Annotated in this window: 21 protein-coding genes, 2 tRNA genes and 1 pseudogene; 14 read left to right on the top strand and 10 right to left on the bottom strand. The window is 72.1% G+C overall.

Annotated features, from left to right (window positions below; genetic code table 11):
• The first annotated feature begins 3 nt into the window (after window positions 1–3).
• The 6 genes and pseudogenes from ENC19_RS20620 (at window position 4) to ENC19_RS20600 (ending at window position 3,765) form a co-directional block, all read left to right on the top strand.
• Window positions 4–914: pseudogene (locus tag ENC19_RS20620) on the top strand (DUF3566 domain-containing protein).
• 361 nt (window positions 915–1,275) lie between these two features.
• Window positions 1,276–1,349, top strand: a tRNA-Ile gene (locus ENC19_RS20615).
• A 44-nt stretch (window positions 1,350–1,393) separates the two neighbouring features.
• A complete protein-coding gene (locus tag ENC19_RS30465; protein WP_210936323.1) occupies window positions 1,394–1,522 on the top strand; it encodes a DLW-39 family protein in 129 nt (42 codons plus the stop codon).
• Between the two features lie 37 nt (window positions 1,523–1,559).
• Window positions 1,560–1,632, top strand: a tRNA-Ala gene (locus ENC19_RS20610).
• Between the two features lie 400 nt (window positions 1,633–2,032).
• On the top strand, window positions 2,033–2,665 hold the full coding sequence (locus ENC19_RS20605) for a carboxypeptidase-like regulatory domain-containing protein (protein WP_164448756.1): 633 nt from the start codon (window positions 2,033–2,035) through the stop codon (window positions 2,663–2,665).
• Window positions 2,666–2,778: 113 nt separating this feature from the next.
• Window positions 2,779–3,765 carry an L-threonylcarbamoyladenylate synthase gene (locus ENC19_RS20600; protein ID WP_166458892.1) on the top strand — a complete coding sequence of 329 codons (987 nt, stop codon included), beginning with the start codon at window positions 2,779–2,781 and terminating at the stop codon, window positions 3,763–3,765.
• Between the two features lie 6 nt (window positions 3,766–3,771).
• Here the strand turns inward: ENC19_RS20600 and ENC19_RS20595 are convergent, their stop codons facing one another.
• On the bottom strand, window positions 3,772–8,283 hold the full coding sequence (locus tag ENC19_RS20595; protein ID WP_164448755.1) for a cation-translocating P-type ATPase: 4,512 nt from the start codon (window positions 8,281–8,283) through the stop codon (window positions 3,772–3,774).
• Window positions 8,284–8,433: 150 nt separating this feature from the next.
• Here ENC19_RS20595 and ENC19_RS20590 point away from each other — a divergent pair, with 150 nt between their 5' ends.
• The 6 genes from ENC19_RS20590 to ENC19_RS20565 all read left to right on the top strand — a co-directional run bounded on the left by ENC19_RS20590 (window position 8,434) and on the right by ENC19_RS20565 (window position 12,617).
• Complete coding sequence (locus ENC19_RS20590) at window positions 8,434–8,694, top strand: hypothetical protein (RefSeq protein WP_164448754.1); 261 nt, start codon at window positions 8,434–8,436, stop codon at window positions 8,692–8,694.
• A gap of 54 nt (window positions 8,695–8,748) precedes the next feature.
• Complete coding sequence (locus ENC19_RS20585) at window positions 8,749–10,128, top strand: MFS transporter (protein ID WP_235944962.1); 1,380 nt, start codon at window positions 8,749–8,751, stop codon at window positions 10,126–10,128.
• A gap of 161 nt (window positions 10,129–10,289) precedes the next feature.
• Window positions 10,290–10,922: a GAP family protein gene (locus ENC19_RS20580; protein WP_164448753.1), complete on the top strand. Its 633-nt coding sequence runs from the start codon at window positions 10,290–10,292 to the stop codon at window positions 10,920–10,922.
• A gap of 70 nt (window positions 10,923–10,992) precedes the next feature.
• Window positions 10,993–11,772, top strand: coding sequence for an SDR family oxidoreductase (locus ENC19_RS20575; protein ID WP_164448752.1), 780 nt, complete (start codon window positions 10,993–10,995; stop codon window positions 11,770–11,772).
• Between the two features lie 37 nt (window positions 11,773–11,809).
• Window positions 11,810–12,007 (top strand): hypothetical protein, encoded by a 198-nt coding sequence (locus ENC19_RS20570; protein WP_164448751.1) that lies wholly within the window; start codon window positions 11,810–11,812, stop codon window positions 12,005–12,007.
• A gap of 61 nt (window positions 12,008–12,068) precedes the next feature.
• Window positions 12,069–12,617: a YbaK/EbsC family protein gene (locus ENC19_RS20565; protein WP_164448901.1), complete on the top strand. Its 549-nt coding sequence runs from the start codon at window positions 12,069–12,071 to the stop codon at window positions 12,615–12,617.
• Window positions 12,618–12,672: 55 nt separating this feature from the next.
• On the opposite strand, the gene ENC19_RS20560 is transcribed toward ENC19_RS20565, so the two are convergent.
• The 6 genes from ENC19_RS20560 to ENC19_RS31505 all read right to left on the bottom strand — a co-directional run bounded on the left by ENC19_RS20560 (window position 12,673) and on the right by ENC19_RS31505 (window position 18,021).
• Complete coding sequence (locus tag ENC19_RS20560; RefSeq protein ID WP_164448750.1) at window positions 12,673–13,308, bottom strand: DsbA family oxidoreductase; 636 nt, start codon at window positions 13,306–13,308, stop codon at window positions 12,673–12,675.
• Between the two features lie 51 nt (window positions 13,309–13,359).
• Window positions 13,360–13,788, bottom strand: coding sequence for a SufE family protein (locus tag ENC19_RS20555; protein ID WP_164448749.1), 429 nt, complete (start codon window positions 13,786–13,788; stop codon window positions 13,360–13,362).
• Between the two features lie 25 nt (window positions 13,789–13,813).
• Window positions 13,814–14,239, bottom strand: a complete 426-nt coding sequence (locus ENC19_RS20550) for a CBS domain-containing protein (RefSeq protein WP_164448748.1) — start codon at window positions 14,237–14,239, stop codon at window positions 13,814–13,816.
• A 77-nt stretch (window positions 14,240–14,316) separates the two neighbouring features.
• Window positions 14,317–16,059 (bottom strand): proline--tRNA ligase, encoded by a 1,743-nt coding sequence (locus ENC19_RS20545; protein ID WP_164448747.1) that lies wholly within the window; start codon window positions 16,057–16,059, stop codon window positions 14,317–14,319.
• A gap of 64 nt (window positions 16,060–16,123) precedes the next feature.
• Entirely contained in the window at window positions 16,124–16,783 is a 660-nt protein-coding gene (locus ENC19_RS20540; RefSeq protein ID WP_164448746.1) for a response regulator, read from the bottom strand.
• Window positions 16,780–18,021: a sensor histidine kinase gene (locus ENC19_RS31505; protein ID WP_164448745.1), complete on the bottom strand. Its 1,242-nt coding sequence runs from the start codon at window positions 18,019–18,021 to the stop codon at window positions 16,780–16,782. The genes ENC19_RS20540 and ENC19_RS31505 overlap by 4 nt, the downstream gene beginning before the upstream one ends.
• A 131-nt stretch (window positions 18,022–18,152) precedes the next feature.
• Here ENC19_RS31505 and ENC19_RS20530 point away from each other — a divergent pair, with 131 nt between their 5' ends.
• Both ENC19_RS20530 and ENC19_RS20525 read left to right on the top strand, forming a co-directional pair.
• Complete coding sequence (locus tag ENC19_RS20530) at window positions 18,153–18,590, top strand: hypothetical protein (protein WP_164448744.1); 438 nt, start codon at window positions 18,153–18,155, stop codon at window positions 18,588–18,590.
• A gap of 135 nt (window positions 18,591–18,725) precedes the next feature.
• Window positions 18,726–19,622, top strand: a complete 897-nt coding sequence (locus ENC19_RS20525; RefSeq protein WP_235944961.1) for an alpha/beta fold hydrolase — start codon at window positions 18,726–18,728, stop codon at window positions 19,620–19,622.
• A gap of 17 nt (window positions 19,623–19,639) precedes the next feature.
• On the opposite strand, the gene ENC19_RS20520 is transcribed toward ENC19_RS20525, so the two are convergent.
• From ENC19_RS20520 to ENC19_RS20510, 3 genes are all read right to left on the bottom strand, one after another.
• The gene (locus ENC19_RS20520) at window positions 19,640–19,828 is read right to left on the bottom strand and encodes a DUF397 domain-containing protein (protein ID WP_164448743.1); all 189 of its coding nucleotides are present in this window, start codon (window positions 19,826–19,828) and stop codon (window positions 19,640–19,642) included.
• A complete protein-coding gene (locus ENC19_RS20515; RefSeq protein WP_164448742.1) occupies window positions 19,813–20,625 on the bottom strand; it encodes a helix-turn-helix domain-containing protein in 813 nt (270 codons plus the stop codon). The genes ENC19_RS20520 and ENC19_RS20515 overlap by 16 nt, the downstream gene beginning before the upstream one ends.
• Before the next feature lie 367 nt (window positions 20,626–20,992).
• Complete coding sequence (locus ENC19_RS20510; protein WP_164448741.1) at window positions 20,993–22,219, bottom strand: COG1361 family protein; 1,227 nt, start codon at window positions 22,217–22,219, stop codon at window positions 20,993–20,995.
• Window positions 22,220–22,372 lie beyond the last annotated feature (153 nt).

Here is a 22,372-nt window from a genome sequence, read left to right as displayed (position 1 = left end):
TGAATGACGGAGACACAGGCGAAGTCGGGGAACGCGGGGACCTCGGCCAACCCGGTCGACGAGGAGGCCGCGAAGAGCGGCACGCCAACGACCGGCCGCGCGGCCGTGGGTCGGGCCACCGTCCCTGCCGACGCGCCTGCCCCGAAATTCACCCGGGCTCCCGGTATGGCCCCGCCACCCGACAAGCCGACGGAGGGGCCGGAGGGCGACGACGCCGAGGCGAAGTCGACCGACGGGGGCAGCGCCACGGAGGCCAGCACAAGCCCCCTCGGCAAGCCGTCACCTACCCAGTCCGCGGCTGTTCCTGCCGGCAAGCCTTCGGCGGGCACCACCGGGGTTCTGCCTGCGGCCAGCACCGGCACGACCGGCACCCAGCCCCGGGTGACCGGGGTCGGTCCGAAGCCGGACGCGACCCGGTCGTTCGGGCTCGGCCGCCCGGCCAACGGTGGCGGGCTGCCGCCGGGGTCAGCTCCGCGGTGGGTGCCGCACGGGTCGGTGAGGCGGTACGCGCGGCGCGTACCTCGGTCAGCTCGGCCGCCTCGCGCGGGCCGCGCCGGGCCCGGCTGAACCTCAAGCGGATCGACCCGTGGTCGGTGATGAAGTTCGCCTTCGCGGTGTCGGTGGTGCTGTTCATCGTCATCGTCGTGGCGACCTCGGTGCTGTACCTGGCGTTGGACGCGATGGGCGTGTTCAGCAGCGTGAACGACAGCCTCGGTGACCTGGTCAACGCGGGTGGCGGGCAGGGCACGGAGGGCTTCCAGATCACCGCACGTGGTGTGATCTTCAGCTCGGCGTTGATCGGCTTGGTGAACGTCGTGCTGTTCACCGCGCTGGCCACCCTCGGTGCGTTCGTCTACAACGTCTGCGCCGACTTGGTGGGCGGCATCGAGCTGACCCTCGCCGAGCGGGACTGACCCGATCGTCGACGCCGGCCCGCGCCGCCCTCTACGGCGATGCGGGCCGGCGTTTCCGTACCCGTAGCGCCCGCTCTGCCGGTGCGGACGCCGCATACCGACGTCTCCGGCGGCCAGGTCCGCACGGGGTCGGCGGCTGGGTCCGACGTGGGATGCCGCATGCGGGGGTCTGCGGCGGCCGGGATCGCGCGGGATGCCGCATCCGGCGGGAGGGGTCCGCCGGGGGGCGTGCGCACGGTTAACCCGGTGTACCGGGTCCTGCTACTCGGGTAGGTTCAGGGGGCGGCGTGGGGTGGCTGGTGGGCCTGGCCCCGATTTGGGGGGCGCTGGGCGGATGGGTTAACCTTGCTCGTCGCTACGCGGGGCTATAGCTCAGTCGGTTAGAGCGCAGAGCTGATAACTCTGAGGTCGCTGGTTCGATTCCAGCTAGCCCCACCGCACATGGTCCGACGGCACGTCGAGCGTGAGGGGCAGCCCCGATGTTCAAGAAGCTGTTGATCCTGGTCGGTGTCGTCGGCGTGGCCGCGGTGGTGGCCAAGAAGGTCAAGGAAGCCAACGACGAGCGCGCCCTCTGGCACGAGGCGACCACCTCGCCGGACCTGCGCTGACACCGTCCGCTCCGACCTGCGGCACCAGCGCCGCGCCGGGGCCCTAGCTCAACTGGCAGAGCACTGCCTTTGCAAGGCAGGGGTTAGGGGTTCGAGTCCCCTGGGCTCCACGCATCTTTCTGGCCTGCTGTATGTGGCGATATCTGGTCTCATGTGAACCATCGGGCTTTCTGAGCTGGTGGGGCGGGTACACGACCACCACGAGCGGGTGACGCGCACGGCCGTCCGTCCGCCGTGCTGGTTTCGGTGGAGGATCTGGCCCGAGGTGTAGAGGTCTCCGCTGGGCAGCGGAGACCATTCGCGTCCGTCGCGCCTAGGCCACTGAGCCCTCCCCCGCCAGTAGCTCTGGCGAGGTGCGGTTCGAGCAGGCGGCGCCTTCCAAAAGCATTGACGGGTGGCATTCTCTTGGCTAAGTTGATCTTTCCATGACGTATTGACGCGGGGGCTCGGATGTCTGTCGATTCAACGTTGGGTGCACGCACCCGTTCAACTCGCCGCAGGCTCGTCGGGATGGCCGCCTCCCTGCTTCTGCTCGCCACCGGCTCGACTCTGATGGCGTCGCCGGCGTCGGCGGCTGTCGAGGCGAAGGTGCCCGGTCCGCCAGTAGTCGACTTCCCGGACGGGAACAGCGTTTCCGCAGGTGGTCAGCTTGCCATCCGGTTCGGCGTGAGCGGTGAGCGACCGGTGACCCGGTTTCGGTACAGCGTCGGCAACACCACCCTGGGCAGCGAGGTGCCGGCTGCGCAGGACGGAACAGCCACTGTGACGATCGACGTAGGCAACGTGACCGGTGAGCGTCCGGTGTACGCGGTGTCGGTCGACCGCAGAGGTCGGATCAGCCCCATGACGCAGGGCGCCTTCACGGTCTACGCCGTCTGGAGCCTCCAGGGCCGAGCCATTGACGCGAACACCTGGTTGCCGGTGGAGGGGGCGACGATCCGACTGGAGCCGGCTGGGGTAGAAATTGTCACCGGCCCGGACGGCATCTTCCAAGTCGCCGTCGACCCGGGCCTCTACACCCTCACCGGCACCTACGCCGGCCCGCCCAGCCTCTCGGGCAGCAGCCAGCCGTTGGAACTCGACGGTCAGGGACTGTGGTTCGACCTGCTCCTGTTTCCGGATGACCAACAACCGCTGCGATGAGGGTTCCCTCTCTGCGGGAGGAGCCGACGTTGTCAGCGCTGAAATCAGCGAGCGGTGGTCCGGGGTGACGCAGGGCAGGTGGTCGGCGGCAGGCTAGCGTCGGAGGGGTGAGCATGGGATCTCCTCGTGTCCTGCCTGCCGATGGTGACCTCGGCGAGGCGTCTGCCGTGTTGCGTACGGGTGGCTTGGTGGCCTTTCCGACGGAGACGGTCTACGGGCTGGGTGCGAACGCGTTGGACGCGCGGGCGGCGGCCCGGATTTTCGAGGCCAAGCAGCGGCCGAGTTTCGATCCGCTGATCACCCATCTCGCCGACGCGGCGGACCTGGAGCCGCTTGTGGGGCCGGTGTCGCCGGCCGTGGCGGCGTTGGCCGCCCGGTTCTGGCCGGGGCCGTTGACCCTGATCGTGGATCGACCGGCCGAGATTCCGCCGATCGTGACCTCCGGGCTGGACAGCATGGCGGTGCGGGTACCGGATCACGAGCACGCTCGGCGGCTGATCGCCGCTGCCGGGGTTCCGGTGGCCGCGCCTAGCGCGAACCGGTTCGGCCAGCTCAGTCCCACCCGTGCCGAGCACGTGGTGCGTGGGCTGGGTGCGGCCGTGGACATGGTGCTCGATGGCGGGCCGACCCGCTGTGGGATCGAGTCGACGATCGTGGACGCCCGGGGGGATCATCCGGTGGTGCTGCGGCTCGGTGCGTTGCCGGTCGAGGAGTTGGAGAAGGTGACCGGGCCGGTGACGGTGCGGCCAGGTAGCTCGGGGCAGCCGGTCGCACCGGGCACCTTGGCCGCGCACTACGCGCCGCGTACGCCGTTGCGGCTGGTGTCCGGCGCGGGGCCGGTGGGTGCGGGGCGCGGGTATCTGGCGTTCCGGGACCGGCCGGCGGGCGACTGGGCGGCGGTGGAGGTGCTCTCCGCCTCCGGTGACCTGACCGAGGCGGCGGCCCGCCTCTTCGACGCGCTGCATCGACTGGACGCCGCCCGGGTGACCGAGATTGTCGCGGAGCCGGTACCGGACACCGGTGTGGGGCGGGCGGTCAACGACCGGCTGCGCCGCGCCGCAGCCACCTGGGATCCCGCCGCCCACGAGCAACAGGTCTGACGCGGGTCACCCGGGGTGCGCAGCGGCTTCCCGTCCGCTGTCGGTCGGCCAGCCGACGTGCGGCTGGTCGTCCGCTCGCCCGCCGTCGACTCCGTCGCCGTCGTCCCGCTGGTCGCCGGCCTGCTCGCCTTCGGCCTGCTCGCCTTCGGATTGCGGGAAGCGTGCGACGAGGCGGGTGAGGGCGCCGTTGGCGAGGGTGGCGCCGAGCGCGGATCCGGTGGCGATGGTCCAGCCGACCGGTCCCAGCGGGGTGCAGCCGAAGAACTGGCTCAGTCCGGGGGTCTGCACGACCGCGGCCAGCACGCCGAAGGACGCGGCGGTGGAGGCGAGCACGGTCGGGCTGGTGCCGCCGGCCAGCACGGTCTGGCCGAGCTGGGTGCCCACCAGGGAGACCAGGGCGACGGTGCCGGCGCGTCGCCGGGTGCCGGTGTAGCGGGCGAGTGTCCAGCCGGTGGTCGCACCGAGGGTGGTGGCGGCGGCCCGCAACCCGATCTCCCGGGTCATGGTCTGACCGAGTGAGCTGTCCGGTCCTTCGCGGAGCAGCCCGTCGGCGTGGTCGCCGGCGGGCGGCCGCACGGCGATGGCCAGTGCGGGTGCCAGGTCGGTGAGCAGGTTGACCAGCAGCAGTTGGCGTCCGTTGAGCGCGGCTCGGCCGGTGGCGGCGGCGGTCAGCACGCTGAACGCGATCTCGCCGAGGTTGCCGCCGACGAGGATGCTCAGCGCGTGGCGGACCGAGGACCACATCGCCCGCCCTTCGACCAGGGTGGCGATGATGGTCTCCAGCCGGTCGTCGGTGACCACCAGGTCGGCGGCGGCACGCGCCGCCGGGGTGCCCCGTTGGCCGAGGGCGATGCCCACGTCGGCCAGCCGGATGGCGGGGGCGTCGTTGGCGCCGTCGCCGGTCATCGCGACGGTCCGACCGCACTTCTGCAACGCCTGGATGATGCGGACCTTGTGGGCCGGGGTGCAGCGGGCGACCACGTCGGTGCCGGCCAGCCGCTCGGCGAGGGCATTGTCGTCGAGTTCATCGAGTTCGGTGGCGGTGACCACCCGTTGGGCGTCGCCGTCGCTGATGGTGGCGGCGATCGCCTCGGCCGTTGCCGGATGGTCGCCGGTGATCATGATGGTGTGCACGCCCGCCTGCCGGATCCGGCGGACGGCCGGCGCGGCGCTGGCGCGTACTCCGTCGGCGATGGCCAGGAACCCGGTGAAGACCAGGCCGCGTACGCCCTCGTCGGTGATGTCCGGGTCGGTGACGGTGCACTCGGCGACGGCGAGGATCCGGTGTCCCGCACCGGCGCGTTCGCCGAGCAACCGGTGCAGTTCGGCGCGGCCGGCGTCGTCGAGCGGTTCGTCGCGTCCGGCGACGCGGTTCGCGGTGCAGCGGGGCAGGACCGCCTCCGGTGCGCCCTTGACGCTGAGCAGGAACCCACCGTCGGTTCTTCCGACGCTGGCGTGGTAGCCGCGCGACGGTTCGAACGGGAGACCACCGACGGCCCGCCAGCCGGCCGCCCCGTCGTGTTCCTCGACACCGGCGGCGCGGGCGCCCCGCAGCACCGCCCGGTCGGTCTGCATGGAGAGTTCCTCGGGGTCGTCGGCCGCCGGGGTGGCCCGCAACGCCGCGGCCAGGGTGCGTCGCAACCGGTCGTCGAGGTGTTCCAGCGGGGAGTACGAGCCGGCGTCACCCACCCCGGCCAGCATCAGGTGCCCCTCGGTGAGGGTGCCGGTCTTGTCGAAGCAGAGCACGTCGACCCGGCCCAGCGCCTCGATGGTGCGCGGGTTGCGGACCAGCGCACCGTGTTCGGCGAGTCGTCGGGCGGCGGCCAGTTGGGCGGCGCTGACCAGGAACGGCAGTCCCTCGGGCACCGAGGCGACGGCCAGGTTCGCGGCGGTCGCGGCCGTCTGGGCCAGCGGTACGCCCCGCAGCAGCCCGGCGCCGGCCACCGCGACCGCCGACCCGGCGGCGAGTGGGATGGCGGTGCGGGTCAGCTTGCCCAGGCGGGCCTCGACCCCGCTGACCGGTGGTGCCTGCCCGGCCAGGGAGAGGCTGCGTCCGGCCTCGGTGTCCGCGCCGGTGGCCACGACCACGGCGTCGCCCCGGCCGGCGGCGATGCTGGTTCCCTCGTAGACCATCGAGGAGCGCTCGGCCACGGCGGCGGCGACCACCGGTTGGTCGGTCTTGGCGACCGGCAGGGACTCACCGGTCAGGGAGGACTCGTCGGCTTCCAGTCCGACGGAGGTCAACACCCGGCAGTCGGCGGGTACGGCGTCGCCGGATTCGAGCACGATCACGTCGCCGGGGACGAGGTCGTCGGCGGGTACCACCCGTTCGACGCCGTCGCGGCGGACCCGGGCGGTCACCGCTGAGCGGGACAGCAGCTCGGCCAGCGACTTCTCCGTGTTGCGCTGGTGTACCGCGCCGACCAGCGCGGACGCTCCGACGACCCCGCCGACCAGGGCGGCGTCGACGAGGGAGCCGAAGCTGGCGGAGAGCACCGCTCCGGCGGCGAGCACCGGGGTGAGCGGGTTGGCGAGTTCGTCGACGAAGGCGCGGAGCAGCCCGCCGGGGCCGGCGGCCTGACCCGGGCGAGCGGAGTGTCGCCGTTCGGCCTCGGTCTCGGTCAACCCGTCGCGGCCGGTGCCGAGTTGGTCGATGACGGTGGGCACCGGCATCAGATGCCAGGCGGTGATCGCGGGTGCGGGCGCGACGTTCGTCTCGGTCAACCGACCGGCCCGCCACACACCGTGTGCGAAGGCCAGCGCCGCCGCACCGTTGACCGAGGCGAGCGCACGGCCGGGCAGCAGGGCCGGGTCGGCGGTGAAGGCACCGAGGGCGCCGAGGCCGGTGCCGGCCAGTCCGATGCGCAAGTTCTGTGCGGTCATCCGCCGGGCCACCCCGGCCGCTTCGATGAGCAGGGAGACGACCCGCAGGTCGGTACCGACCAGCAGGTGTGCCCCCCAGGGCGGTGGATCGTCGGGGTCGGCGAGGCCCAGGCCGCAGTCGGCAGCGGCGAGAGCGCTGCGGTCGCCGCTGACGAGCATCACCACCGCGCCCTCCCGTTGCAGGGCGCGTACCGACTCGGTGAGCTGGTCGTCGCCGGGCATCAGCGCGTCGGCGGAGGCGTACCGCTGCGGGTCGTCGCCGGCCACGACGAGTCGCAGGCCGGCCTGTCGGGCGACGGTCGGCAGGGCTTCGACACCGGGTGCCGGCTCCGGCTCGACCCGCAGCACGGCCGTGAGGGCGTCGGCCCGGGCCAGGCCGAGCAGGGTGCCGCCGCGTGCGCGGAGCCGTCGGCTGTCGTCGGTGTCGCCGGGGTCGTGCACGTCGAGCCGGTCCAGCGGGCCGAGCCGCCAACCGTCGAGCTGGTGTACGTCGTGCGGTGCGGCCGGTTCGAAGAGGGTGAACGCCTGGGCGGCGACCTGGGACGTGTCGACTCCGGGTAGCGGGGCCAGGTCGGCCAGGACGCCCCGGTCGGAGCCGAGGATCCGGGCGTCGAGTACCAGCGTGTCGATGCGGTCGAGTTCGCGCAGCACGCTGCGGTCCATCGCGATGACGCCGCGTCGGGCGAGGATCCGGCCGAGTTGGGCCGCGTACCCCTCGCGTCCGCTGCCGGGCGCCTTGGGCAGCGCGGACAGGCCCAGGGCGGCGGCTCGTTTCGGGCCGACCACGGGCGTCGCGGCGGCGAAGGCGGCCGCGCCGCCGGCGAGCATCCGGTTGATGTACCGCTCGACGGAGCCGTCGGGCTTCGGGCAGGGCCGCTCGTAGTCGGGGGTACGCGCGACGGCGCGGTCCGGGTCGCCGGTGAGCCGGGGTTCGGCCTTCTCCCAGGCACGCAGCTGGGCCAGCCCCTCACCCCACTGCACGATCCGTTGTGCGCCGTCGAGCACTATTCCCGTCCAGCCGCCGGTGAGGCCCTGCACCACCGCCTCGGCGAGTGGGAAGAGGACTTCGGCGCGGGGGTCGCGGCGTAGTCCGAGGCCGGCGAGGGCGTGCAGCTTCGGGTGCAGGTCGATGGCGGTGAGCAGTCCGGAGACCTCGCCGGGGACCGGGGTGACGGGCAGGATCCGGGTGGCCGCGGAGATGGTCAGGCCGAGCGCGTCGGAGGCGAGGGCGCCGAGGGTACGCGGGGTCCGTGGACCCTCCTCGGGTGGGTGCGGCGGTGGGATCTCCGGATCCGGTTCGTGTGGGCAGGTCCGTTCGACGCGGGAGATGGTGGCGACCAGCTCCCGTACCTTCGGTCCCGGTGTGTCGACGGCGACGACCACGCGGCCGGAGGGGGCGTTGACCCGCGCCCAGGTGACTCCCGGCATTCGTTCCAACGCCGTCTCGACCTGACGGGCGAGGGTGTCGCCGCCGTCCTGGCAGACACCGTGGACCTCGATGTGGTGCCGGCCGGGACGGGACCACACCCGCCGGCTGGTCAGCCCGGCCGCCCGGGCCAGCCGGGTCGCGGTGGCACCGACGCGGTGGGAGGCGGCTTCCACCACCGGAGGTACTCCGACGGCGCCAAACCGCATTTCGCCTCCCACCGTTCGTGCCCGGCGGCCTGGCTTCCCGGCCGGACGTCCCTTATGCCCCTCGGAGCTGGGAAAAGTTTCCTGCCCGGCCGGGCATGGACGGCTGCGGCGGAGGAATCCGAGGTGGGCGTCATCGGTAGGGGAGGCGAGATGAGTGCGCTGACACGACAACTCAGTGGGACCCGGGAGACGTTGCAGGCGTTCACCCGCCGGGTGAACGTGCCGTGGCTGGGGGAGGTGGCGGTGCCGCCCCCTGACAAGCTGACCTACTACGCCGGCATCGGGGTGCTGACCGCGTTCCAGGTGATCGAGTGGCCCTTGGCGCTGGTGATCACGGCCGGGCACCTGCTGGCCGACCAGCACCTGTCCGGTCTGGCCAAAGGGCTAGGCGAGGCGCTGGAGTCGGCCTGAGGTAAGCCGCGTCACCCTTGACCTGAAGGCGGGTTGAGGTCCGAGGCTTGCCCCATGCTGATCGCCCCGTCCCCGGTCCCCGCCGAGTCGCTGTTCGCCCCTCGACTGCGAGCCATGACGGTGGGCAGCGTGGCGCTCGTCTCGTTGCTGGCGTTCGAGGCGTTGGCGGTCGGCACCGCCATGCCCACGGTCGCCCGGGCCCTGGACGGTCTCGCGTTGTACGGGATCGCCTTCGGTGGTCCGTTCGCGGCCGGCGTGGTGGCGATGGTGCTCTCCGGAATCTGGTGTGACCGTCGTGGTCCGCGTGCGCCCATGTGGGCAGGTCTCGCCGGGTTCGTCGCCGGGTTGCTGCTCGCCGGCGCGGCCACCGACATGGCGACGCTGGTGGTGGGTCGGATCGTGCAGGGCTTCGGTTCGGGCCTGCTGTCGGTGGCGTTGTACGTGATCGTCGCGCAGGCGTACCCGGAGCGGTTGCACCGCCGCATCTTCGCCGCGTTCGCTGCGGCCTGGGTGGTTCCGTCGCTTGTCGGTCCGGTGGTGGCGGGGTTGGTCGTGGAGCACGTCGGCTGGCGGTGGGTGTTCCTGGCGGTGCCGGTGGTGGCGGTGCCGGCGGTGCTGTTGATCCATCCGGGGCTGCGGTCGATCGGGGTGGCCGGTCCGGTCCGCCGCTCCGTCGGGGCGCTGGCGCGGATCGGCTGGGCCTGCGGGGCGGGGGTGAGCGCCGCTCTGTTGCACATCGGGGGTCAGCAGCGTGGCGTCGCCGCCGCGTCGCTGGTCGGGCTCGCCTTGGTCGGCATGCTGGGCTGCGTTCCGCGACTGCTGCCGGCCGGGTTCCTGCGTGCCGGTCGCGGCCTGCCCACCGTGGTCGGGCTGCGCGGGCTGGCCTCGGCCGCGTTCGTCGGTGCCGAGGTGGTGATCCCGTTGATGCTGTCGCGGGAGCGGGGATTCACGCCGACGGCGGCGGGGCTGGTGCTGACCACCGGGGCGCTGTCCTGGTCGCTCGGCTCGTGGTTGCAGGCGCGGATCCGGTCACCCCGGTCCCGGGGCACCCTGCCGAGGGCCGGCCTCACCTGCATCACGGCCGGTACCGCGGTGGTGGGCGGCTGCGTCGTCCCGGCGGTGCCGGTATGGGTGGGCATTCTCGGCTGGGCGGTCGCCGGGCTCGGCATGGGTCTGCTCTTTCCGTCGCTGTCGGCGCTCACCCTCGAATTGTCGGCTCCCGGCGAGCAGGGGCGTAACAGCTCGTCGCTGCAACTGTGCGACTCGCTCGCGTCGGCGACGGTGCTGGCGCTGACCGGTGCGGTGCTCGCCGCCGGGGCGGCACCGGGCCGCTTCGACTACGGGCTGACTCTCGCCGTGGCGGCCGGACTCGCCCTGGTTGGTGCGCTGCTCGCCGGTCGGGTCGTGCCGGCGCCGCGTCCGGTCTCGGTCTGACGGCCGGGTGCCTGCCGATCGGTGTCGGTCCGACCGGGCCGGGTGTCTGCCGGGAGCGGTGTCGGTCTGACCGGACCGGGTGCCTGCTGACCGGGCCGGGTGGTGGGCGGATTGTGGAAGTGGCGGTGCGCGGTCGGGGTAGCCGGCAGGATGGGCTGGCGATGACCTTCCTGACGCTGCTGCCGTTGGCTGTGGTGATGGTCGCCGGCACGCAACTGGTGGCGGCGGTCTTCTTCGCCTCGTCCGACCGGCCACGGGCTGCCTCGCTGGGCTATCTGGCGGGTGCGGCGCTCGTCGTCCTCGGTGGCACGACGCTGGCCTGGCTGGCGGTCCACCTATTCAAGATCAATTTCACCGGTGCGGGTCGGGGCACCGTCGAGCGGTGGATCGACTGGTTCGTGCTGGCGCTGCTCGCGGTGCTGGCGGTGGTGGTGTTCCTGCGCCGGCACGCGGGGCCGCCTCGGTGGATGGGTCAGCTCCAGCACGCTGGCCCCGGGTACGCGGCGAAGGTGGGTCTGCTGCTGTTCCTGGGGATGCCCTCCGACGACCTGACCATGGCCACCGTCGGAGCCAGCGCCGCTCGGCACGATCTGCCGTGGTGGCACCTGCTGCCCTTCGTGCTGCTCACGTTGGCCCTGCTCGCCCTTCCGCTGCTGGCGTTGCTGCTGCTCGGTCGCCGGGCGGCGGCCGTGCTGCCGCGTCTGCGGGACTGGGCGAACAGCCATTCCTGGCTGGTCAGCGAGGCGGTCATCGGGCTCTTCGTGGTGATCACCGTGCTCGACCTGGCGAAGTGAGTCCGCTCACAGCCGGTCACGTCGAGGACGGCTCGTTCCGTCGAGCGGGCAGGTGACGAGGGAGGTCGACATGCGCGTACTGGTGACCGGGGCGGGCGGCACGCTGGGCCGGGAGGTGCTGCCCCGGCTGGTCGACGCGGGCTACGAGGTGCGGGCCACCAGCCGCCGGCCGCGTACCGGATCGGGGGTGCGGTGGGTGGTGGCGGACCTGGCCACCGGCGACGGGATCGCCGCGGCGGTGACCGACGTGGACGCGGTGCTGCACCTGGCGTCCTCGCCGACCCGGCGAACCCACCAGATCGACGTGCTCGGCACCCGCCGTCTGGTCGATGCCGCCGCCGATGCCGGAGTGCAGCACCTGGTGTACGTCTCGATCGTCGGCGTGGACCGGGTGCCCTACTCGTACTACCGGCACAAGCTGGTCGCAGAGCGGGTCATCGCCGACGGCACGGTGCCGTGGACGGTGCTGCGGGCCACCCAGTTCTTCCCGTTCGTCGACGAGTTGCTGCGGCTGTCCAGCAAACTCGGCCCGGTCATCGGTGACCGGGCGGTGCTGGCCCAGCCGGTCGACGCCGGCGAGGTGGCGGACAAGCTGGTCGAGCTGCTCCGGGCCGGAGCACGCGGCGGCATCGTCGAGTACGGCGGCCCCGAGGTGCAGCGCTTCGACGCTGCGGTGCGGGCCTGGCGGCAGGCGCGCGGCTCCCGTCGCCCGATGCTGCCGATCCGTTTCCCCGGCCGACTCGGCCGGGAACTGCGCGGCGGTGGCCTGGTCACCGACGCCCGACCGGCGGGCCGGCGGACCTGGGCCGACTACCTGTCCGACACGTACGGGCGAACAGCGGCGCGATGACACCTGCTCGGGTTCACGTTCGCCCTACCGTCGAGCCATGCTCACGTTCGTCATCACCAGTCTCCTGTACGTCTGCGGGTTCGTCTTCCTCTACGGCGTGATCCGACTCGCGGTGCGGCACGCGATGGAGGACATCGAGGTGCGCCGGGTCCAGGCCGCGCGGGCGGAGGAGATGGCCGCCTCCCGGGACCGGGCGATGCTGGAACGACACGGCTTCCTGACCAGCGAGGGCTGAGTTGCCGGCCTCCGGTCCCCGGTCCGCGTCGCCGGCTGCGGATGCGACGATCACAGGCGTGATGGGAACGCTGAAGACCGAGCCCGCCCGCACCCGCGCCGACCTGTTGGCCGCGCCGGTCGCCGCCGCGCTGGACCGGTGGCCGGCCGACGCGCCGGTGGACGTCGACGCGGTGCTGGTCGCGCCGATCGACGCCGACCTCGCCGACACCGCGGCGTTCTGCGCCGCGTACGACGTCGGGCTGGACGAGTCGGCCAACTGCGTGGTCGTGGCCGGTAAGCGCGAGGGAGTGACCCGGTACGCGGCCTGCCTGGTGCTCGCCACCACCCGGGCGGACGTGAACGGGGTGGCGCGCCGGGCGCTGGACGTCCGCAAGGCGAGCTTCGCGCCGATGGCCGACGCGGTGGAGTTGACCGGCATGGAGTACGGCGGGATCACCCCGATCGGGCTGCCGTTGCAGTGGCCGATCCTGGTCGACGCGCGGGTGGTGACCACGCCGTACGTGGTGATCGGGTCGGGCGTACGGCACAGCAAGATCGCGCTGCCGGGTGCGGCGCTGGCCGCGCTGCCCGGCGCGCGGGTGGTGGAGGACCTGGCCAGACCGGCCTGACCGTCGACCGGAATCGATGTCGTTGCACGTGAAACATCAACGACGTCGATGGCTGTCAGTGTGTGGCGGCCTCGCGCTGCGCCACCTCGGCAAGAGCGGCGAGCAGGGTTTCCGGTTCCTGCGCCCCGGTGACGCCGTACCTGCCGGCGAGCACGAAGGTGGGCACGCTCGTCACCCCGAGCTGCCGGGCGGCGGCCAGCTCGGCCCGCAACTCGGCCACCCCTTCGTCGGAGTCGAGGAAGCGGCGGGCCTCGTCGCCGTCCAGCCCGACGGTCGCGGCCACCCCGGCCAGCGCCTCCCGCGAGCCGATGTCGACGCCGTCGGTGAAGTGGGCCCGGTGCAGAGCCTCGACCAGCTCACCGTCCCGGTCCCGCTGACCGGCCCAGTTGGTCAGCCGGTGCGCGTCGAAGGTGTTCGCCGCGATCGCCCGGTCGAAGCGCAGGTCCAGACCCACGCTCGCGCCCACCTCGGCGACCCGGGCGACCATCTGCCGGGCCTGCTCCGGGCCACCGAACTTCTCGGCCAGCACGTCGAGCGTCGGACGCGGCGTCGGGACCGGCGACGGGTCCAGCTGGAACGGCCGGTGCCGGACGGTCACCGTGCCGTCGTACGACGCGAGTGCCTGCGCCAGTCGGCGGCGGCCGATCCAGCACCAGGGGCAGACCACGTCGGCGTAGATGTCGATCTCCATGACCGGGAACAACCCGCTGACCGGCAGGTCTGTTCCCGACTGCCGCCCGGCTCACGCCGTCTGTTCGCGCACCTGCCGCTTGAGCCGGGCGAGGATGGCGGTGCCGCCGCGTACCCGCAGCGGGCTGATCGCCTGCGCCAGACCCATCCGCTGGTACAGGTCGTCCGGGACGGCGAGGACCTGTTCCGGGGTGGCACCGGCCAGCCCTTCGGCGAGGATGCCGGCGAACGCCCGGGTGGTGGGTGCCTCCGGCGGGCAGTCGAACAGGGTGTCGACGGTGCCCTCGGACGTCACCTCGGCGCGCAGGAAGAACGGGGTCTGGCACTCCACGACCTGCTCCATGCCCTCGTGCCCGGGATGCCCGGCGGGCAGCGGCGGCACGGCGTCGGAGTACTCCAGCAGCATCTCCAGCACCACGTCACGTGGCGCGGCGGCGAACTCGTCGACGATCTCGGCCAGCTTGCTCGGCATCTCGGGCATCCCGCCAGGCTACCGGCGGCCTTCCTCACACCGTGGGCGACTGCTCGCTGATCTCGCCGAGCGCCGAGGTGGGGTCGAGCTGCATGGCGAGGTCGCCGAGGGAGACGATGCCGACCAGCTTGCGCTCGTTGTCGCAGACCAGCACGCGCCGAATGCCGCGCTCACGCATCAGCGACGCGGCCTCACCCGCGGTGCAGAACTGCTCGATCATGACAACCTCGCGGGTGACGATCGAACCGATGGTGGTGGTGCTGGCGTCGGCGTTCTCCGCCACCGCGCGTACCACGATGTCGCGGTCGGTCAGGATGCCGGCCAGGTTCGCGCCGTCGGTGACGACGACGTCGCCGATGTCGGCCTCCTTCATCACCCTGGCCGCCTCGTCGAGGGTGGTCTCCGCCGGCAGGTAGATCACCTGCCTGGTCATCACGTCAGCGACCCGGTAACCGGTCATCAGAGAGCCCTCCAGAGCAACGTTGAGCCGATCGGGATGCGTTACCCCGTCACCTGACGGCTACACCATGTTTCCGCTTACCCGTGCAACAGTTTCTCCAGCACGTCCGCCACGGGTAGCTCGGTGCGCTCCCCCGTCGCCCGGTCGCGCACCTCGACGTACCCGTCGGCCAGGCGGCGTCCGACCACGACGGTGCGGGGGATGCCGATCAGCTCGGCGTCGGTGAACTTCACCCCGGCGGAGACGGCGGTCCGGTCGTCGACAAGCACCCGCAGCCCCGCTTCGGCGAGCCGGGCGCCGAGGTCGAGCGCGGCGTCGAGCTGCGGACCCTTGCCGGCGGCCACCAGATGGACGTCGCACGGCGCGACCGACGTCGGCCACACCAGGCCCCGATCGTCGTGGTGCTGCTCGGCGATCGCCGCCACCGCCCGGGACACCCCGATGCCGTAGCAGCCCATGGTGGGCCGGACCGGCTTGCCCTGTGGACCGAGCACGTCCACCGCGAAGGCGTCGGTGTAGCGGCGACCGAGTTGGAAGATGTGTCCGATCTCGATGCCCCGGCGCATGGTCAACCGGCCGGTGGCACAGGCCGGGCAGGGGTCACCGGGACGTACCTCGGCGGCCTCGACCGTGCCGTCCGGGGTGAAGTCCCGGCCGCACACCACGTTCGTGGCGTGCCGGCCCGGCTCGTTCGCCCCGGTCAGCCAGGCCGTGCCCGGCACGACCCGGGGATCGACCAGGTAGCGGACGCCGAGCTTGCCGAGGATCTGCGGTCCGAGGTAGCCCCGCACCAGCTCGGGATGCTCGTCCCAGGCGTCGAAGACGTCCACCGTGGCCGGTGCCAGCGCGGCGGCCAGCCGTTTCAGGTCGACCTCCCGATCTCCGGGCAGCCCGACCACCAGCAGTTCCGGCGCTTCGGCGCCGGGCCGGCGTACCGTCAGCACGACGTTCTTCAGGGTGTCGGCGGCCGACCAGTCGTCCCGGCCGGCCAGCCGGCGGTCGTTCGCCAGCGCGACCAGGCTGGCGATGGTCGGCGTCTCCGGCGTGTCGTGTACCTCGGGCGCCGGCTGCGCCTGCGGGTCGCCGGCCGCCGGTGCGGGCGTGGTCACCGCCTCGGTGTTCGCCGCGTAGTGGCAGTCGGTGCAGCCGACGTAGGTGTCCTCGCCGACCGCCGTGGTGGCCAGGAACTCCTCGGACGCGGAGCCACCCATCGCGCCCGACATGGCGTGCACCACCGTGTAGTCGAGGCCGAGCCGGTCGAAGATCCGCTGGTACGCCGCGCGGTGCCGGCCGTACGCGGCCCGCAGGCCCTCGTCGTCCAGGTCGAAGGAGTACGCGTCCTTCATCAGGAACTCGCGTCCGCGCAGCAGACCGGCGCGGGGACGGGCCTCGTCGCGGAACTTGGTCTGGATCTGGAACAGCGTCACCGGCAGATCGCGGTACGAGGTGAACAGCTCCTTGACCAGCAGCGCGGCCAACTCCTCGTGGGTCGGTGCCAGCAGGTGCTCGGCACCGCGCCGGTCGGCCAGGGTGAAGATGTCGTCGCCGTACTCGGTCCACCGCCCGCTGGTGCGGTACGGCTCGGCGGGCAGCAGCGCCGGAAAGTGCACCTCCTGGTCGCCGATCGCGGCCATCTCGGCCCGCACGATCTCGGTGACCCGCTCCAGGACCAGCCGGCCCAGCGGCAGCCAGGTGTAGCCACCCGGTGCCGCCCGCCGGATGTACCCGGCCCGCAGCAGCAACCGGTGGCTCGGCACCTCCGCGTCCGCCGGATCCTCGCGCAGGGTCCGAATCAGCGACGTCGACATCCGCAGCATCACCCCCGCACCCTAGAACCCCACCCCCCACCCCACCGACCCATTTCCCCACCGCCCCTGGGGGTGGTTACGGCTGGGGGGTGGTCAGGCCGGCGCGGTGGGCGATGACGGCTAGGGCGGTGCGGTCGCGGGCGTTGAGTTTGGTGAGCAGGCGGCTGACGTAGGTGCGGGCGGTCGCCGGGCTGATGAAGAGGGCGCGGCCGATTTCTTCGTTGGTCTCGCCCAGGCCGACCCGGGCGAGCACCGCCCGCTCCCGGTCGGTGAGCACGGAGAGCCGGGGATCGGGCGGCGGTTGCTTCGGCGTGGCGGCGAGCCGTTCCATGACCCGGCGGGCGACCGTCGGCGAGAGCAGGTTCCCGCCGGCGGCGGCCGTGTGCACCGCCCGCCGCAGGTCGTCCGAGGGGGTGTCCTTCAGCAGGTAGCCGGCGGCACCGAGACCGACCGCCTCGACGATGTCCTCGTCGTCGTCGAAGGTGGTGAGGATCAGCACCCGGGTGGCGGCCAGGGCATCGTCGGCGCGGATCGCCGCGGTGGCGGCCAGGCCGTCCATCACCGGCATCCGGATGTCCATGAGTACGACGTCCGGCCGCAACTGGCGAGCCAGGCGCAGCGCGGAACGACCGTCGGCGGCCTCCCCGACCACGGTGAGCTGCGGGTCGGCCGCCAGCAGGGTGCGTATCCCCGCGCGCACGAGATCCTGGTCGTCGACCACCAGCACGGTCGTCATGTCGGCTCCCGCAGGGGCAGCACCGCGCGTACCTCGAATCCCGTCTGCCGGTGCCCGGCGGCGAGCGTACCGCCGAGACTCTCGGCCCGTTCCCGCATACCGGCGATGCCGTGCGCGGACCGGGCCGTCGCCGGCGGCTCGACCCGGCCGTTCGCGGTTTCGGGGTAGGTCGACGGCTCGGCCGACCCTGCGCCGCGCGTCGGTTCTGTGCCGGGGGCCGGGTCGGAGCCGGTGTCGGTGACGGTGACGGTGACGGTGAGCTGGTCGCCGTGCTGCTCGGCACGGATCTGGACGCGGCTGCCGGCGGAGTGCCGGACCACGTTGGTGACCGCCTCCTGCACGATCCGGAAGGCGGCCGCCTCCACCGGCGCCGGCAGCGGCGTGTCGACGACCACCCGCACGTCGACGTCGAACCCGGCGGCCGAGGCGGCCCGGGTCACCGCGTCGAGGTTGGCCAGCGAGACCACCGTGCGTGGCGGGTCACCGGGTGACCGCAGCAGGGCCACCGTCCGCCGCAGGTCGTCCATGCTGCGGCGGGCGGTGGACCGGATCAGCTCCAACGCCGATCGGGCGGCGGTCTCGTCCCGGCCCAGCGCCTCCCGGGCGACGTCGGCGTGCAGCGCGATCACCGAGGTGGTGTGGCCGAGGGAGTCGTGCAGGTCGCGGGCGATCGCCATCCGCTCGTCCCGCAGGCGGGCCTGCGCCTCCTGCCGGTACCGGGCCTCGGTCAGCTCGGCGATCCGGCGGGCGTCCGCCTGGGCGGCGCGGCGGGAGCGCAGGCTGTCGCCGAGGGCGATCGCTGCACCCATCAGCAGGACGTGCCCGGCCAGCTCGTAGCCGACGACGAAGGAGAAATCCTGTCCCTCGGCGAGCCGGAAGACCACCGACACCACGACCACCAGCACGGCGGCGACGATCGAGGCGGCGATCCGGCCGTGCTCGGCGGCGGAGAACAGGGCGGCGGCGACCGGCACGGCCAGCCCGATGGCCGGGTAGCCGGCGGCGTAGTAGGCGAACAGGCCGAGCACGCTGACGGCCAGCACCAGCACCGGGTAGCGCCGCCGGACCAGCATCAACGCGCCCAGACCCACCGCCCACAGGTACGCGAGCTGGTCCGGTCCGTGCCGGCCACCCTCGTTCGCGGTGATGACGATCGACACGGTGCCGGCCACGCCCGCGCCGAGGAGCGCGTCGGTGACCCAGGGACGTACCCTCCGCTGCGTCGACTGGCCGGCCACGAAATCAGCGTACGGCGAGGTCGGGGCCACCGGAGTCGTCGGAAGGCGACACCGGGGATCGCTCACCGACGTACCGTGACCGCGATCCGGGGCCGATGGCACGGTCACCGATCGTTCCTAGCGTTGCCGGCATGACCATGTCACCTCGCCCGGCTCTCGGGCTTCCGTTGCTCACCCTGCTCGGGTTGGCACTGCTCGGCCTGCCCCGGGTGGTGCTGCACGACCTGGATCTGGTGCACGAGGGCACCTTCGTCAACCTGCTGCTGGTGGTGGTACCGCCGATCGTGTGGATCACCGTGGCGCTGGTGAAGCGGGTGCCCAACCCGTTTCTGACCCTGCTCGTCGTCGGCCTGCTGTACGGCGTCCTGCTGGCCCTGACCCATCAGCTGCTCTGGCACGTGGCCTTCGACGAGCAGCCGACCCTGGGCGGCAACCTGACCGATCTCGCGCCCGAGGCGCAGGCGGTGATCGTGCGGTTCTTCGCCGCGATCAGCAGCCTGTTCACCGGCGTCATCGTCGGTGTCGTCACCGGCCTGCTCGCCTGGGTAATCTCCCGTATCCGTCCCTGATGCGGATCTTGGTACGGCGGCGCCCGCGACGGGGCGTCCCCGAACCAAGATCTGTGGAAGTTCGCTCAGTGACGAATTCGACGTTCTAGGTTCGGGTATGGGGTGGGCGCGTTGACCGGTGTGGGGGTGGGAGCGTTGTTCACTGACGTGCGGAAGGTCGAGGTCGGTGTGCTCGACGTCGGTTATGTCGACGCCGGTCCGCCGGACGGTCCGGTGGTGCTCCTGCTGCACGGCTGGCCGTACGACATCCACAGCTTCGCCGAGGTCGTACCCCTGCTGACCAGCGCCGGTCACCGGGTGCTGGTGCCCTACGCGCGTGGCTACGGCAGCACCCGGTTCCGGTCCGCCGATGCGATGCGGAACGGCGAGCCGGCCGCCCTCGCGGTCGACACCGTGGCGTTCCTCGACGCGCTGGGAGTCGAGCGGGCGACCCTGGCCGGGTTCGACTGGGGTGGCCGCAGCGCCGGCATCGTGGCCGCGCTCTGGCCGGAGCGCTGCCATGGTCTGGTCGCGGTGAGCGGCTACCTGATCGACGGTCAGGCGTCGGGTCGGGTGCCGCTGTCCCCGACGGCCGAGTACGCCTGGTGGTACCAGTACTACTTCGCCACCGAGCGCGGCCGGGAGGGCTACGCGCGCAACACCCGCGACTTCGCCAGGCTGATCTGGCGGACGGCCTCGCCGAGGTGGGACTTTGACGACGCCACCTTCGACCGGAGCGCGGCCGCGCTCGACAACCCGGACCACGTCGACATCGTCATCCACAACTACCGGTGGCGGCTGGGCCTCGCCGACGGGGAGCCGCAGTACGCGGACGTGGCGGAGCGGCTGGCCGACCGGCCGCCGATCACCGTGCCGACGATCAGCCTGGAGGGGGACGCCAACGGTTCACCCCACCCGGAACCCGAGGCGTACGCCAAGCAGTTCACCGGCCCGTACGAGCACCGCGCGGTCGGTGGCGGGGTGGGGCACAACTTTCCGCAGGAAGCACCGCAGGCTTTCGCCGACGCCGTGCTGACGATCGCCTCCCGCTGAACCAGTGGGTCAGTGGGTCAACTGAGCTTGGCGTGGGCGACGAAGCGACGCCAGGCGGCCGGGGCGAAGGTGAGCACCGGGCCGGTCGCGTCCTTGCTGTCGCGGACGCCGACCACGCCGGGCAGGTTGTCGGCCACCTCGACACACTCGCCGCCCGCGCTGCGGGTGGACTTGCGCCAGGTCGCGCCGGTCAGATGGTGGACCACGACTCCATCACTTCCTTCATCAGCAGCTCGGACTGTCCCTTGGGGAGGGCGACGCTGCGAATGCCGTCCCACCTGGCGTGCAGGGTAGCGAGTTCCTCGGCCCTGTCGATGGTCGCGCCACCGAGGTGGTTCTCCAAGTGGCCGACCCAGTCGCCGTCGGCTCCACAAGCAAGGGTGAACGGACCGGCATGGCCCACATGCACGCTGACCTCGGCCGGGATGACGAGGATCAGCACGCCACCTCGTTGCACGCAGTCGAGCAGGTGGCTGATCTGCTGCGTCATGATGCCGCGGAAGCTCTCGTCGACCCGGCGCAGCGTGGCCTCCTCGATCACCGCGATCAGAATCGGTGGGTTGTCGGGCCGGGTCAGGATCGCCTGCCGGTCCATCCGGACCGCCACCCGCCGCTCCACCTCGTCGTCGGCGAGCAGGTCGTCGGACCTGATCACCGCACGGGCGTAGTGCTCGGTCTGGAGCAGACCGGGGACCAACGTCGGGTGGTAGCAGCGCAACTGCTGGGCGACGCGCTCGGCGTCCAGCCAGGGCCGCAGGAAGTGTGGCTGGCGGTGCAGCTCGGCGATGCGCAGCAGCCCCAGCAGCAGGCCGTCGCTGTTCAGCACCTCGTCGGCCCGCTTGAGGAACAGCCGGTCGAACGGGCGCTGCCCCAACTCGATCGCGGAGATCTGCGAGCCGGAGAAGTGCACCTGCTTGCCGAAGTCCTCCTGGGTCAGATTGGCGGCCAGCCGCAGCCGACGCAACTGGGCCCGGATCAACTCGGCGGTCGGCTCGGATTCCACACTGCCTCCACGATCGATCGGCTGCTCAGGTGGGCTTCCCGGCCGGGCGGCGGTCGCGCCACGGCCGATGTCGATGCCTTCCGAGAGTAGTCGTCCGGTCACCACACTGTCACTCGGCGGTCCTGCTCCCATCCATCGGGGACGGGGTGGGGCTGCACCGGGGCGGCCCCGCCTTCCCCCCTGGCGGGGCGGCCCCTCCCGTCACCACAGGAGGTGGAGATGCCCGACCCTAACCAGCCACCGCGTCATGACGGCTGTCGCGTTGCCGCCGGCCTGCACCGGCCGCTGCCGCGGAGCCTGACGTGCTTTGGGTTCGGGCCGACCGACCTGAGGTCGGCCGGCCCGGCGTGGGCTGAGATTGAGCAGATCAGGAAGCGGTGGTGTCGTCCCCGGAGATGAACGCGACCGAGCGGCGGCGTCGGGCGAGCAGCAGCACGATGCCCGCAGCGACCATGGCGAGGCCTGCTCCGGCGATCAGCCCGGCCTGCGGCCCGGTGACCGGCAGGCCACCCCCGCCGCCGTTGTCGTCGTCCTTCTTCGCGGCGACCACGACGGCGTACCCGTCCTGGTTGTCGCTGGCGTCGACGTCGGCCGCCGGTACGGCGACGGCGTTCGCCGGCAGCACGGCCGGCTTCGGGGCGGAGCGGGCGCTGATGCCTTCGGTCAGGCCCTCGACCTGCACGGTCCCGTCGGCCAGGGTGACCGGTGCCGTGATGTCGGCCGGCACCGTCACCAGGTTGTACAACTCGACAGCGGAGTGGACGTCGTCGTTGGGCTCGGTGTCCTCACCGACCGGCACGAGCGCGAGCGAATCGTAGGTGCAGACCGCCGACCGCCCATCGTCGTCGACCGCGCACTCCTGCGGCGGTCGGGTGAAGGTCACGCCCTCGGGCAGGCGCAGGTCGACGGTGACGCCGCTTACCGCCTTGCGGCCGTGGTTGACGATCCGGTACCGCACCGCGCCCGTCTCACCCGGATTCAACGTTCCGGTGGACTCCAGCCGGCCGCCGGCACCGACGCGCACCGACTGCCTGACGTCCGGCGCCACCACCGCCAGGTCGGCTTCGGCATCGTCGACGAGCGTGACGGTGAACTCCCTGGTCTCGGTGACCCGCTCGCCGTCCTCGCCCCAGATCATGTAGACCTCGATCTGGACCTTGCCCTCGAAGGGTTCCTTTATCGATCCGGTACTGATGGAGATGGGGTAGTCCACCGTGCCGCCGGGCGCCGGCAGCAGCTCCGCAGCCGTGGACGTGCCGGCGCCGGCGCGGCAGTACCAACCCGCAGAGTCGCCATCACACTCGCCGGAACCACCGCCCTCCCCCCAGAGGAACCAGGCTCTGTCCCGCCAAGCCAATTCGTCGGGCCGGACGTCGTACTGGATCACACTCGGGGTCTCGTCGGTCAGGTTGGTCACCTTCAGGTGGAGCGTCTTGCTGGTGAACCCGACCGGAATCGTCGTGCCGGTCAGCTCGAAGGTGAACTTCGGCTCCGGGTCGACCGCCGAGGCGGGACCGGCGGGAACAGCGATCCCGCCAATGAGAAGCAGCGCGGCAGCGGCTGTGCGTGACAGCCAGCGACGACCAACGGCCACAGCAGAATCCTTCGGGTGAACGAAGCATGAACGAAGCGTGTGGTTCGGGACACTACTCGCGATGGAGCCGGCGCGTGGACCCCACTCACCTCGATGATGTCCGCCACGTTCACCCGCGCGGGGCACCGCCACGCGGACGACCGGTGCAAAACT

Source organism: Verrucosispora sioxanthis, from assembly GCF_010560025.1.
Taxonomy (GTDB): domain Bacteria; phylum Actinomycetota; class Actinomycetes; order Mycobacteriales; family Micromonosporaceae; genus Micromonospora; species Micromonospora palythoicola.
This window is presented reverse-complemented; position numbering and strand designations above follow the sequence as displayed.